The sequence below is a fragment of the Streptomyces ochraceiscleroticus genome (genome assembly GCF_000720485.1).
Taxonomy (GTDB): Bacteria; Actinomycetota; Actinomycetes; order Streptomycetales; family Streptomycetaceae; genus Streptomyces; species Streptomyces ochraceiscleroticus.
On record NZ_JOAX01000039.1, the window covers coordinates 66,493 to 79,880 of the forward strand.

9 protein-coding genes and 1 pseudogene are annotated in these 13,388 nt (G+C 69.7%); 4 read left to right on the plus strand and 6 right to left on the minus strand.

Annotation, left to right across the window (positions count from 1 at the left end; translation table 11 throughout):
- Nucleotides 1-63: 63 nt before the first annotated feature.
- The gene (locus IG84_RS0134190; protein WP_037801220.1) at nt 64-447 is read left to right on the plus strand and encodes a chorismate mutase; all 384 of its coding nucleotides are present in this window, start codon (nt 64-66) and stop codon (nt 445-447) included.
- A gap of 21 nt (nt 448-468) precedes the next feature.
- On the opposite strand, the gene IG84_RS0134195 is transcribed toward IG84_RS0134190, so the two are convergent.
- The 6 genes from IG84_RS0134195 to IG84_RS0134220 form a co-directional block, all read right to left on the minus strand.
- Nucleotides 469-1,059, minus strand: coding sequence for a GNAT family N-acetyltransferase (locus IG84_RS0134195; RefSeq protein WP_031066267.1), 591 nt, complete (start codon nt 1,057-1,059; stop codon nt 469-471).
- A gap of 18 nt (nt 1,060-1,077) precedes the next feature.
- A complete protein-coding gene (locus tag IG84_RS0134200) occupies nt 1,078-2,436 on the minus strand; it encodes an OFA family MFS transporter (RefSeq protein WP_051862783.1) in 1,359 nt (452 codons plus the stop codon).
- Nucleotide 2,437: 1 nt separating this feature from the next.
- Nucleotides 2,438-3,826, minus strand: coding sequence for an OFA family MFS transporter (locus IG84_RS0134205; RefSeq protein ID WP_031066273.1), 1,389 nt, complete (start codon nt 3,824-3,826; stop codon nt 2,438-2,440).
- A gap of 84 nt (nt 3,827-3,910) precedes the next feature.
- Nucleotides 3,911-6,133, minus strand: a complete 2,223-nt coding sequence (locus IG84_RS0134210) for an acetate--CoA ligase family protein (protein ID WP_245659702.1) — start codon at nt 6,131-6,133, stop codon at nt 3,911-3,913.
- A gap of 3 nt (nt 6,134-6,136) precedes the next feature.
- Nucleotides 6,137-7,381 (minus strand): formyl-CoA transferase, encoded by a 1,245-nt coding sequence (gene frc / locus IG84_RS0134215; RefSeq protein ID WP_031066280.1) that lies wholly within the window; start codon nt 7,379-7,381, stop codon nt 6,137-6,139.
- A 31-nt stretch (nt 7,382-7,412) separates the two neighbouring features.
- Nucleotides 7,413-9,113 (minus strand): thiamine pyrophosphate-binding protein, encoded by a 1,701-nt coding sequence (locus tag IG84_RS0134220; protein WP_031066282.1) that lies wholly within the window; start codon nt 9,111-9,113, stop codon nt 7,413-7,415.
- A 243-nt stretch (nt 9,114-9,356) separates the two neighbouring features.
- On the opposite strand from IG84_RS0134220, the gene IG84_RS0134225 reads away from it, so the two are divergent.
- From IG84_RS0134225 to IG84_RS38420, 3 genes and pseudogenes are all read left to right on the plus strand, one after another.
- Nucleotides 9,357-10,577, plus strand: a complete 1,221-nt coding sequence (locus IG84_RS0134225; protein WP_031066285.1) for an ATP-grasp domain-containing protein — start codon at nt 9,357-9,359, stop codon at nt 10,575-10,577.
- 91 nt (nt 10,578-10,668) lie between these two features.
- The gene (gene sucD, locus IG84_RS0134230; RefSeq protein ID WP_031066288.1) at nt 10,669-11,556 is read left to right on the plus strand and encodes a succinate--CoA ligase subunit alpha; all 888 of its coding nucleotides are present in this window, start codon (nt 10,669-10,671) and stop codon (nt 11,554-11,556) included.
- Nucleotides 11,557-11,774: 218 nt separating this feature from the next.
- Nucleotides 11,775-13,331, plus strand: a pseudogene (locus tag IG84_RS38420) (aldehyde dehydrogenase family protein).
- Nucleotides 13,332-13,388: the final 57 nt, after the last annotated feature.

The window sequence follows — 13,388 nt, forward strand, 5'->3', positions numbered from 1 at the left end:
GCGTCCGGGCCGGGTAGTGTGCCCCACGATCACGCACTACCCGACCCAGATTGGCGACACCACATGAGCGAGTGGACGCCCGCCGCGCCGACCACGGCCGGCGGAGAACCGCGCTCCGACGCGGCCTCTGTATCGGACGAGGCGGCGCGGGAGCGGCTGCTGTACCTGCGCGGCAGCATCGACAACCTCGACGCCGCCCTGGTGCACCTGCTCGCCGAGCGCTTCAAGTGCACGCAGCAGGTCGGCGAGCTCAAGGCCCGGCACAGCCTGCCGCCCGCCGACCCCGCACGTGAGGCCACGCAGATCGCCCGGCTGCGCCGGCTCGCCGAAGACGCCAAACTCGATCCGGCATTCGCCGAGAAGTTCCTCAACTTCATCATCGAAGAGGTCGTCCGGCACCACAAAGCGATCGCGCAGAGCGCGGGAGCGGAAGCGAACGGCGCCTGACGCCGCCACCGGGCACAGCTCTCACAGCTCCCGTACGAAGGACACCCGGTCCAGGCCCGGACCGTCGTAATCCGTGCAGACGCCCACGCCGTCCTCCGTGCGGTCACCCGGCTCGATACGGAAGCCCATCCGCGTGTGGTACGCGATGGAGTTCCGGTTCGCCGGGCTGGTGATGGCGCGGACGCGGGACCGGCCGTGGCCACGGGCCACATCGAAGAAGCGGCGGTAGAGCGCGCTGCCCAGGCCGCCGCGCTGCTCCTCCGGATGCACACCCACGAAGTGGATGTACGCCGTCTCCGGGTCCGTCTGGGACAGGAAGCCGATGAGGAACGCCCGTAGGGCGGCCCCACCGGCCGCCCCGCCTTCGGAGCCACCCCCGGAGGAGCCCTCAGCGGCCCGCTCCACCAAGAAGCTCGTCTCCGAGAAGTGCTGGAGGAACAGCCGCGGCACGAGGAGGCGGCGCTGCTGCGCCCCCGCCTCGCCGCCCTGGCCGCCCCACCAGTCGGTCAGCGCCCCTTGGAGCACCGCGTGGTCCGAGGGGCGCGGATTCCGCACTGTCACGCCGGGCGGGAACGGCCCCGACGGTTCGAGGTCACAAGATCGTATGCTCATGCGGCGAGCGTACGGGGATCAGGCCGTCACCCCTGTCCGTTCCGCCGGCCGTTTCAGGAACAGCGACAGCACGGCCGCCAGCAGCCCCACACAGCCCGCCGTGGCGTACGCCCCGTCGTAGCCCCACGCGGCCACCACAGCGGCGCCCAGGCCGCCGCCCAGCAGTCCTGAGACCAGCTTCGAGCTGTAGACCAGGCCGTAGTTGGACGCGTTGTTGTTCTCGCCGAAGTAGTCCGGCACCAGGGCCGCGAAGAGCGGGAAGAACGCGCCGCCGCCGAAGCCGGACACGAAGGCGAAGACCAGGAACAGCGGCTCGTTGGCGCTCTCGCCCGCCCACAGGACGCCGAACTGGGCGAGCCCGAGGACGAGGCACACGTAGGTGAGCGTCAGGCGCCGCCCGAGGCGGTCCGAGAGCCAGCCCACGACGCCGCGCCCGGTGCCGTTGACCACCGACATGATGCCCATGGAGGACGCCGCGACCAGCGGGCCGAAGCCGACGTCCTTGGCGAACGGCACCTGGAAGGAGATGCCGAAGATCGACACGCCCGCGGTGCAGAGCAGGCACGCCCACATCAGGGGCAGCATCTTGGTACGCACCGCCTCGCGGGGTGTGAACTGTCCCGCCGCCGGCGGGTTCTTGCGCAGCGCCTGTGCCGTGCGCCCCGTACTGGGGCGCGCGAGCGGGTCGACGTGCTCCGGCCACCAGTTCTTCGGCGGGTCCTTGAAGAACATTCCCGCCACCGCCGTCACCAGCAGCACGTACAGGCCCACCAGGTCCAGCACCCCGCGGTAGTTCCCGGCGTCGAAGCCGTACGAGAAGAGGAAGATGAAGGGCACCGCACCGTAGGCGAAGCCACCGTTGACGAAACCCGTCTTGCCGCCCCGCCGCTCCGGATACCACTTCCCGACCGTATTGATGCACGTCGCGTACACCAGACCGGAGCCGGTGCCGCCGAGCACACCGAAGCCGACGATCGCCCACCACAGGGACGGCGCGTGCGCGAGGCTCACGAAGCCCAGCAGGGCCAGGCCCGAGCCGGCCAGCATCGCCGCCCGGCTGGTCAGCACGCCCTTCTCGCGCAGCCGGCCGGCCGGGAAGGCCACCGCCGCCTGGAAGAAGACCCACACGCTCAGCACCCAGAACGTGCCGGTGTGGCTCCAGTGGTGTGCCTCGGAGAGCGTCGATTCGGCGGCCCCGTAGGCGTACTCGAACACGCTGATGCCCATCATGGCCACCCACGGCAGCAGCACCATGGTCCAGCGCGGATAGCCCAGGATCTCCCGGTCCGTGATGCCGACCCGGTAGACGCGGCCCTGTGCGTCGGTGAGGTCACGTACCCGGCCCGCTCTCGGGGCCGTGATGTCCTCGGCGGTCATCTCACATCGCCTCCCTGCTGATCGGACGGGGATTGGGCTGGATGGCGCGCGCGGCCGGCCGGCCCGGCTGGCGCAGGAAGACGGCCAGCACGGCCGAGAAGAAGCCGATACCGCCGGCGAGTACGAAGGCGCCCCGGTAGTCCCAGGCACCCACCACGACCGCTCCCAGGCCCGAGCCGACCAGCCCGGAGACGAGCTTGGAGCTGTAGACCATCCCGTAGTTCGTGGCGTTGTTGTTCTCGCCGAAGAAGTCGGCGGTCATCGCGGCGAACAGCGGGAAGATCGCGCCGCCGCCGAATCCGGAGACCATCGAACAGATCAAGAAGAACGGCAGGCTCTGCAGCGTCCCCGAGACGAGCACACCGATCTGCGCGCTGCCCAGTACCAGGCACACGAAGATGAGCGTGTTGCGGCGCCCGTACCGGTCGGAGATCCAGCCGATGACGCCGCGCCCGGTGCCGTTGACGATCGCCTTCAGGGACATCGCCGTGGCCACGATGCCGCCCGCGAAGCCCATGTCCTTCCCGAAGGGCACCTGGAAGGCGATGCCGAAGATGTTGATGCCGGCCGTACAGAGCAGGCAGAACCACATCATCCACAGGACGGGAGTGCGGGCCGCCTCGGCGGGCGTGTACTGCTTGACCGCCGGCGGGTTCTTCGCGAGCGCACGCCGGATCCGCGGATCGTCGGAGACCGACAGCGGATCGACGTGCTCCGGCCACCAGTTCTTCGGCGGATCCTTGAAGAACCACCCTGCGCTCGCCACGACCATCAGGAGCACCGCGCCGACGGACACCAGCACCACCTGATAGTTGCTCAGGTCCAGATAGGCGGTGAAGAGAAAGACGAACGGCACGGAGCCGTACGCGAAACCGCCGTTGACCAGGCCCGTCTTGCCGCCCTTGCGCTCCGGATACCACTTGCCGACCATGTTCACGCAGGTCGCGTAGACCAGCCCGGCGCCCATCCCGCTGAAGGCGCCGAAGCCGATGTACGCGACGGCGACGTGCGGCGCGAACGCCAGGGACAGGTATCCCAGGAACGTCCCCAAGGCGCCCAGCATCATGGCGTTACGGGCCGGCAGCCGGCCGCTCTCGCGCAGCTTCCCCGCCGGGAACCCCACCGCCGCCTGGAAGAACACCCACACACCCAGCAGCCAGAAGATGTGCCCGCTGCTCCACAGATGCGCGTCGTGCAGAGTGTCCTCGGCCGAGGTGAAGGCGTATTCCGACGAGCTGATGCCCATCATGCCGACCCACGGGAGGAGCACCATCGTCCAGCGGGGCCGGCCCAGGATGTCCCGGTCGCGCTCGCCGATCCGGTACACCCGTCCGTTGCGGTCCCGCACCTCCCGGTACGGGGCACCCGCTGGGGCATCGGTTGTTGTCATGTCGAACCCCTTGCGTCGAAGAAGCCTGGCCAGCGCCCCCTGTCCGTTCTCTTCGTGCTCGCGGGACTCGCACGCCGCGTTAGGTCATGACGCGCCTCCCAGCAGCCCCGCCGCCCGCGCCCAGCGGTACTTCGCGCCGAGCACCGCGACCGGGCGCTCCGTGGTGTACGGGTAGGCGACCACCCCGCGCGCGAAGAGGTACGCGCAGGCTTCCTCGACCTCGGTGTCTCCGGCGAGCGACGCCACCACCGGCTTTTCGATGCCCCGGTCGCGGAACTCCGCGACGACGCGGGCCGTTAGCTCGGCAAAGATCATGGGAGGGGTGACGATCGTATGCCAGTAACCCAGCACCAGCGCGTGGATGCGCGGGTCCTCCATGCCCAGCCGGATCGTCGCCTCATAGGTCGACGGAGGCTCGCCGCCGGTGATGTCCACGGGATTGCCCGCCGCGCCGAAGGGCGGGATGAAGCGCCGGAAGGCCGCGTCCAGGTCGTCCGGGATCGTCATCAGCGACAGCCCGTTGTCCACGATCGCGTCGGAGAGCAGCACCCCGGAGCCGCCGGCGCCGGTGATGATGACGACGTTGTCACCTTGCGGGGTGGGCAGCACGGGCAGCGCCCGCGCGTACTCGAGCATGTCGTTCAGGCCCGGGGCCCGGATGACGCCTGCCTGCCGCAGGATGTCCTCGTACACCGCGTCGTCGCCCGCCAGCGCGCCCGTGTGCGAGCCCGCGGCCCGGGCCCCCGCACTCGTGCGCCCCGCCTTGAGCACCACGATCGGCTTCTTGCGCACGGTCTCCCGCGCCGCCTCGACGAAGGCCCGGCCGTCCTTGAGGTCCTCCAGGTGCATCGCGATGCACTGCGTGTTCTCGTCCTCGCCGAAGTAGGTCAGCAGGTCGTCCTCGTCCACGTCCGACTTGTTGCCGAGCCCGACGATCGCCGAGACCCCGGTCTTCGTGGACCGTGCGAAGCCCAGGATCGCCATGCCGATGCCACCGGACTGCGAGGTCAGCGCGACGGACCCCTTCACGTCGTAGGGCGTGCAGAAGGTGGCGCAGAGGTCCTGCCAGGTGGAGTAGTAGCCGTAGATGTTCGGCCCCAGCAGGCGTACGCCGTGCTCCTCGGCGATCGCCACGATCCGCTCCTGCAGCGCGTGCTCGCCGGTCTCCGCGAAGCCCGACGGGATCAGCACGGCGTTCGGTATGCCCTTGCGGCCGACCTCCTCCAGGGCCGCGGGCACGAATTTCGCGGGGATGGCGAAGACCGCCACATCGACATCTCCCGGCACATCCATCACTGTCTTGTACGCCTTGCGGCCGAGAATGTCATCGGCCTTGGGGTTCACCGGATGGATGTCCCCGGGGAAGCCGCCGTCGATGAGGTTGCGCATCACCGAGTTGCCGATCTTCCCCGGCTCGCCGGACGCGCCGATGACCGTGACGGACCGCGGCCGCATCAGCCGCCGCATCGCGCCCAGGATTTCCTCACGGGAATACCGCCGGCGCTCCTTGGCGGGGCCTTCGCTGAGCAGCACGCGCACGTCGGCGGCGAGCACCCCGTCCGCCGACGCGAACACCGGATTGAGGTCGACCTCCGCGATCTCCGGGAAGTCCGCCGCCAGTTGGGAGGCCCGTACGATCAGGTCGGCCAGCGCCGCGCGGTCCACGGCGGGGCGGCCCCGTACGCCGCGCAGCACCTCCGCCGCCCGGATGCCGTCCAGCATCGACTCCGCGTCCTCGTGCGAGGCGGGCGCCAGCCGGAAGGTGACGTCCTTCAGCACCTCCACGAGCACCCCGCCCAGCCCGAAGGCCACGACCTTTCCGAACGTCGGGTCGGTGACCGCCCCGACGATCACCTCCTGACCGCCCTCGGGCACCATCTGCTGTACTTGCACGCCGCTGATCCGGGCCGCCGGGGCGTACGCCCGGGCGTTGCTCACGATCGCCGTGAAGGCGCCGCGCACCTCCGCCGCGGAGTTCAGACCCACCCGCACCCCGCCCGCATCCGTCTTGTGCAGGATCTCCGGCGAGACGATCTTCAGCGCCACGGGGAAGCCGATCCGGTCCGCCAGCGCGACCGCGTCGTCCGCGCACTCCGCCAGCCCCTCGGCCGGCGTCGGAATCCCGTACGCGTCCGTGAGCAGCTTGCCTTCGGGAGCGGTGAGCGCGGTCCGCCCCTCGGAGCGCGCGGCCTGCAGTACGGCCCGCACGGCGTCCTTGTCGTAGGCGGGCACGGAAGTACGTGGCGACGCACCGCCCGCGACCGCCGCCTCTGTCGTCGTGTCCTGCGTCGTGGTGTCCTGCGCCATCGGTCAGATCACTCCGTTCGCCTTGAGCAGTGCCACTTCCTCGTCGCCCAGCCCCAGCTCGCCGACGTACACCGCTTCGTTGTGCTCGCCGAGCAGCGGTGAGCGCTCGACGTCGACGGGGGAGTCGGACAGCTTCAGGGGCGAGCCGACGGTGGTGAAGGTGCCGCGCTCGGGGTGCGGGACCTCGACGACCATCTCGTTGGCGACCAGCGACGCGTCCTCGATGATCTCCTTGGTGGAGAGGATCGGACCGCAGGGGATGTTGTGGGCGTTGAGCCGCTCCAGGACGTCCCACTTGGGCAGCGTCGAGGACCACTCCTCGATGAGCTGGAACATCTTCCCGAGCTTGGGGAGGCGTACCTCGGGAGTCGCCCAGTCGGGATCGTCCGCGAGTTCCGGGCGGCCGATCAGCTCGGTGATCGGCTGCCAGCCCACGGGCTGCACGATGACGTACACATAGTCGTTGGGCCCGCCCGGTGCGCACTTGACGGCCCACCCGGGCTGTCCGCCGCCGGACGCGTTCCCGGAGCGGGGCACCTCGTCCCCGAAGTCGTCGTTCGGATACTCGGCGAGCGGCCCGTGCGCGAGACGCTGCTGGTCCCGCAGCTTCACCCGGCACAGGTTCAGTACGGCGTGCTGCATCGCCACGTTCACACGCTGCCCGCGACCGGTGTTCTCCCGCTGGAAGAGCGCGGCGAGAATCCCCGCGACGGCGTGGATCCCGGTCCCGGAATCGCCTATCTGGGCGCCCGTGGCGAGTGGCGGACCGTCTTCGAAGCCCGTGGTCGACATCGACCCGCCCATGGCCTGGGCGACCACCTCGTACGCCTTGAAGTTGGTGTACGGCCCCTCACCGAACCCCTTGATGGAGGCGTAGACGATCCGCGTATTGATCTCCTGTATGCGATCCCAGGTAAACCCCATACGATCCACCGCGCCCGGCCCGAAGTTCTCCACCATCACATCGGAGCGCCGGATCAGCTCGGTCAGGATCTCCTTCCCGCGCTCCGTCTTCGTGTTGAGTGTGATGCTCCGCTTGTTGCAGTTGAGCATCGTGAAGTACAGGGAGTCGACGTCGGGCAGGTCGCGCAACTGCCGGCGGGTGATGTCACCGCTCGGCGCCTCCAGCTTGACCACGTCGGCCCCCAGCCAGGCGAGCAGCTGCGTGGCGGACGGGCCGGACTGGACGTGTGTCATGTCGAGGACGCGAATGCCCTCAAGTGCCTTGGTCCCACCGTGACTTGTCACAGCACAGTCACCTCACTTGTACACGATCCGGTCACTTGTACATGGTCTGGTTCATGGTTCCGGGGGCGTACGCGTCGGGATCGACCCAGACGTTGATCAGCGACGGCTTGCCGGACTCCCGGGCGCGCCGCAGCGCCGGCCCGATGTCCGCAGGATCGCGCACCTCCTCGCCGTAACCGCCGAGCATCCGCGCGAACTGGTCGTACGGCACGTCCCCGAGGGTGTTGCCGACCCGCTCCCGCGCGTCCCCGTACTTCGCGCGCTGCCCGTAACGGATCTGATTCATCGAGGAGTTGTTGCCGACGATCCCGACGAACGGCAGGTCGAAACGGACCAGCGTCTCGAAGTCCCACCCGGTCAGCGAGAACGCGCCGTCCCCGAAGAGCGCCACGACCTCCTTGTCCGGCCGCGCCTTCTTCGCCGCCATGACGAACGGCACGCCGACGCCGAGCGTCCCCAGCGGCCCCGGGTCCATCCAGTGCCCCGGCGACTTGGGCTGCACGACCTGCCCGGAGAAGGTGACGATGTCGCCGCCGTCCCCGATGTAGATCGAGTCCTCCGTCAGAAAGTCGTTGATCTCGCTGACCAGCCGGTACGGGTGGATCGGGTCGGCGCCCGAGCGCAGTTGCGGCAGTCGCTTCTCCAGCGCCGCACGCTCCGCTGTCCGCAGCTCCTCGATCCACTCCTTGCGCTTGCCGGCCCCGCCGTTCAGCCGCCCGGACGCGGCCTGCGTGACGGCCGACAGTACGAGCCCGGCGTCTCCCACGATCCCCAGATCGACGTCACGGTTCTTCCCGACGGTCCGGTAGTCCAGATCGATCTGCACGACGGTGGCGTCGGGGGAGAGGCGTTTTCCATACCCCATACGGAAGTCAAAAGGCGTTCCGACGATCACGATCAGATCGGCGTTGGCGAACGCATACCGCCGGGAGAGTTGGAAGTGGTGCGGATCGCCGGGCGGCAGCGTGCCGCGCCCCGCGCCGTTCATGTACGCCGGTACGTTCAGCGTCCGTACGAGCTCCACCGCGGCGGCGGTCCCGCGCGTCGTCCACACCTGGCTGCCCAGCAGGATCGCCGGCTTCTCCGCGTGCGCCAGCAAATCTGCCAGCCGCTCGACGGCTTCCGGATCACCCGCCGTACGCGTGGAGGCGCGGTACTGCCCCGCCTTCGGCACCCGCGCCTTCTCGCGCGGCACCTTCGCGTCCAGCACATCGCGCGGCATCTCCAGGAAGGACGGCCCGGGCGCACCGTGGAAGCACTCCCGAAACGCCATCGACACCATGTCGGCGGCGCGCGCCGTGTCCGGCACAGTGGCGGCGAACTTGGTGATCGGCGCCATCATGTCCACGTGCGGCAGGTCCTGCAGCGACCCCATCTTGTGCTGCGTATGGGCGCCCTGCCCGCCGATCAGGAGCATCGGCGACTCGGCACGGAAGGCGTTCGCGATGCCGGTGACCGCGTCGGTCGTACCGGGGCCGGCGGTGACCACGGCACAACCGGGCTTGCCGGTGATCCGCGCGTACCCGTCGGCGGCGTGCGCCGCGACCTGCTCGTGCCGTACGTCGACGACGTCGATGCCCTCGTCCACGCAGCCGTCGTAGATATCGATGATGTGGCCGCCGCAGAGCGTGTAGATGACGTCGACGCCCTCCGCCTTGAGCGCCTTGGCGACCAAGTGCCCGCCGGAGATGAGGTCCTGAGTGTCCTGGGGGTCCTTGTTGTCGTCGGGCATGGCGATACGCGTCCCTTCGTAGGGGTCGGCGACCGGGCCGTACTGGCCTCCAAGACCGGACCGGCCTGGCCTCCGGAAAGTCCGTACTGGCTCAAGTCGAGTCCCTGGAAGGCAGGTTCAGTCGTTGGCCGGTCGATTGCATACAGTCGACGAATACTGTATGAACCTTGTTATCCCGCATCGGCTGATCGATGTCCAGGGGGCGTGCAGAGATCGATCCTTCGATCGACACAAGGAGCGGGCATGGACCTGTTCGAACACCAAGCACGAGAACTCTTCGACTCCTACGGCGTATTGGTGCCACCGGCCGAGGTGGCCCGCACCGCCCCCGAGGCCCGCGCGGCAGCGGCCCGCCTGGGCGGCCGGGTGGTCGTCAAGGGCCAGGTCAAGACGGGCGGCAGGGGCAAGGCGGGTGGCGTGAAAATGGCCGCGGACCCGGCAGCGGCCGAGCTGACGGCGCGCCAGATTCTCGGGATGGCCATCAAGGGGCATATGGCGCGGTCGGTGATGCTGGCCCAACCGGTCGAGGTGGCCGAGGAGTACTACGTCTCGTACGCACTCGACCGGGCCTGCGGAACGTTCCTGGCCATCGCGTCCGCCGAGGGTGGCATGGACATCGAGGACGTCGCCGCCGCGCGCCCGGACGCGGTGGCCCGCATCCCCATCGACCCGGGGGAGGGCGTGACGGAGGCAGTCGCCCGCCGGATCGCGGACGCGGCACACCTGCCGGCCGACGTTGTACCGACCCTGCGCGCACTCTGGCGCGTCATGGCCGCCGAGGACGCCCTGCTCGTCGAGGTCAATCCGCTGGTGCGAACGGCCGATGGGGTGATCGTGGCACTGGACGGGAAGGTGACGCTGGATGACAACGCGCGGTATAGGCAGGGGCGTTGGGGTGTGGGGGAGGAGTACGGGAACGGGCATCCCGGGGGCGGCGCACTCGGGGAAGCCGAAGGAGCAGGGAGAGCCGGGGGAGTCGGGGGAGCCGGGGAGGTTTCGGCGGACGTGCTCGAACGCACGGCGGCCGCCAAGGGCCTGAACTACGTCAAACTCGACGGCGAGGTCGGCGTGATCGGCAACGGCGCCGGACTGGTGATGTCCACCCTCGACGTGGTCGCCGGCTGCGGCGCCCGCCCGGCGAACTTCCTCGACATCGGCGGCGGTGCGTCGGCCCAGGTCATGGCGGACGGACTGACGGTCGTACTGGCCGATCCAGCCGTGCGCTCGGTCCTGGTGAACGTCTTCGGCGGCATCACCGCCTGCGACGCGGTCGCGCACGGCATCGTCGCGGCCCTGGAACGCGTACGCCTGACCAAACCCCTGGTCGTACGCCTCGACGGCAACAACGCCGAACGCGGCCGAGCGGTACTGGACGAGTACCCCCACCCGCTCCTGCACCGCGCGGACACGATGGACGCCGCGGCGAAGCGGGCGGCGGAGCTGGCGGCGAACGTCGGGGCCTGAGATCCCCTACACACCGCTACATACCCCATCTCGTATACAGACGCCCTCGTACCGAATCCCATGTACCGACGCCCCCAGGAGGCGCGTACTCATGGCAATCTTCCTCACCAAGGACAGCAAGGTCATCGTCCAGGGCATGACCGGTGCCGAAGGCATGAAGCACACCCGCCGGATGTCCGCGGCCGGTACCGAGATCGTTGGCGGCGTGAACCCGCGCAAGGCGGGCCGCGTGGTCGAGCTCGACGACCGGGCCGTGCCCGTGTTCGGTACCGTGCGCGAAGCGGTCGACCGCACCGGCGCGGACGTGTCCGTGATCTTCGTACCGCCGCCGTTCGCCGAGGCAGCCGTCACCGAGGCCGCCGACGCGGGCATCGGCCTGGCCGTACTCATCACGGAGGGCATCCCGGTACACGACGCGGTCGCCTTCCAGCACCACGCCCGCCGCCGCGGCACCCGCGTCATCGGCCCGAACTGCCCCGGCCTGATCACCCCCGGCCAGTCGAACGCGGGCATCATCCCCGCCGACATCGCCCCGCAGCCCGGCCCCATCGGCCTGGTGTCCAAGTCGGGCACCCTCACGTACCAGCTCATGCACGAACTGCGCGACACCGGCTTCTCGACCTGCGTCGGCATCGGCGGCGACCCGGTCATCGGCACCAGCCACATCGACTGCCTCACCGCCTTCGAGGCCGACCCCGAGACCGAGCTGATCGTCCTCATCGGCGAGATCGGCGGTGACGCGGAGGAACGCGCGGCCGACTTCATCGCCGCCCACGTCACCAAGCCCGTCGTCGCCTACATCGCGGGCTTCACCGCCCCCGAAGGCCGGACGATGGGCCACGCGGGCGCGATCGTCTCCGGCTCATCCGGTACGGCGGCGGGCAAGCGCCGGGCACTGGAAGCGGCAGGCGTACGCGTCGGCACCACCCCCACCGAAACGGCACGCCTGGTACGCGAACAGTGGGAGGACCTGCGATGACGCCGACACCGGAACCGACGCCGACACCGACGCCGACACCGACGCCGACACCGACGCCGACACCGGAACCGATGCCGTCACCGAAACCGACCGGACCCCAGGCACCAGCACCGACCGGAACCCAGGCGCCAGAACCGACCGGAACCCAGGCACCGAAGCCAAAGTCACCGCAGGGGGAGCGAACCCCCACCACTTCCTCCCCTCCCTCCTCCCTCTCCCTGAAACCGGGCACAGCCTGGCCCGACGCCTGGGCGCGATGCCTGGCCACGGCCCCCGAGGCGTTCCACGACGACCGTGTACTGAACCTCTGGGCGGCCACCTGGCACGCGGACGGCACCCCGCTGCCCGCGACCAGCCCCGTCGACAACCTCACCCCCATCGCAGGACCGCCCCGTCTGACCGCCGGCAACGCGGGCCGGGCCGTACGCGCGGCCCTCGACCAGCACCGCGCCTGGCGCCACGTACCGCTGACCGAACGCAAGGCCCGTATCGCCGCCACCCTCGACGCCCTCGCTGCCCACCGGGAGCTGCTCGCGCTCCTCCTGGTGTGGGAGATCGGCAAGCCCTGGAAACTCGCCCAGGCGGACGTGGACCGGGCGATCGACGGCGTCCGCTGGTACGTCGACGAGGTCGATCACATGATCACCGACCGTTCGCCGCTCCAGGGCCCGGTGAGCAACATCGCCAGCTGGAACTATCCGATGAGCGTGCTCGTTCACGCGATGCTGGTACAAGCACTGGCAGGCAATGCCGTGATCGGTAAGACCCCGACCGACGGCGGCGTGGCCTGCCTCACCCTGGCTTGTGCACTGGCCCGCCGTGAGGGGTGTGCCCCTCTCCCTCGTCAGCGGGTCCGGCAGCGAGCTCTCGCCTGCCCTCGTCCGCTCGCCGGAGATCGGCTGCGTCTCCTTCGTGGGCGGCCGCGACGCCGGCGCGCGCATCGCCACGGCAGTTGCCGACCTGGGCAAACGCCACATTCTGGAGCAGGAGGGCCTCAACACGTGGGGCCTGTGGGAGTACACCGACTGGCCCGCCCTCACCCCACTCCTCTCCAAGACCTTCGAGTACGCCAAGCAGCGCTGCACCGCCTACCCCCGCTTCGTCGTCCAGCGCTCCGCCTTCGCCGACTTCCTGGCCGCCTACCTCCCGGCCGTACGTGGCATCCGCTTCGGGCATCCCCTGGCGGTCGCCGACCCCGCCGACCCGCTCCCCGTCCTCGACTACGGCCCACTGATCAACGCCGCCAAGGCCAAGGAACTCGCCGACCTCACCACCAAGGCCATCGCTCGCGGCGCCGTACCCCTCCACCAGGGCTCTCTCGCCGAAGGCCGCTTCCTCCCGTCCCAGGACACCGCCGCCTACCTCCCCCCGACGACCCTCCTCGCGCCCCGCCCCCGTCCTCACCCCTCCACCACGCCGAGCCCTTCGGCCCCGTCGACACAATCGTCCTGGTCGACACCGAGGCGGAACTCCTGGCCGCGATGAACGCCTCCAACGGCGCCCTCGTCGCCACCCTCTCCACCGACGACCCGGCGATGTACGCCCGCCTCGCCCCCCAGATCCGCGCCTTCAAGACCGGCCACAACCGCCCCCGCTCCCGAGGCGACCGCGCGGAACTCTTCGGCGGCACCGGCACCTCTTGGCGCGGAGCCTTCGTAGGCGGCCCCCTCCTGATCCACGCCGTAACCGAAGGCCCACCCACCGCAATCCCCCTCCCAGGCAATTTCCCCCACTATCACCTCACACCCCCGCAATCCCCCGTCGCCCTCACCTAGCCCTGTCTCTTATACACATCTGACGCTGCCGACGAATAGAGAGGTGTAGATCTCGGT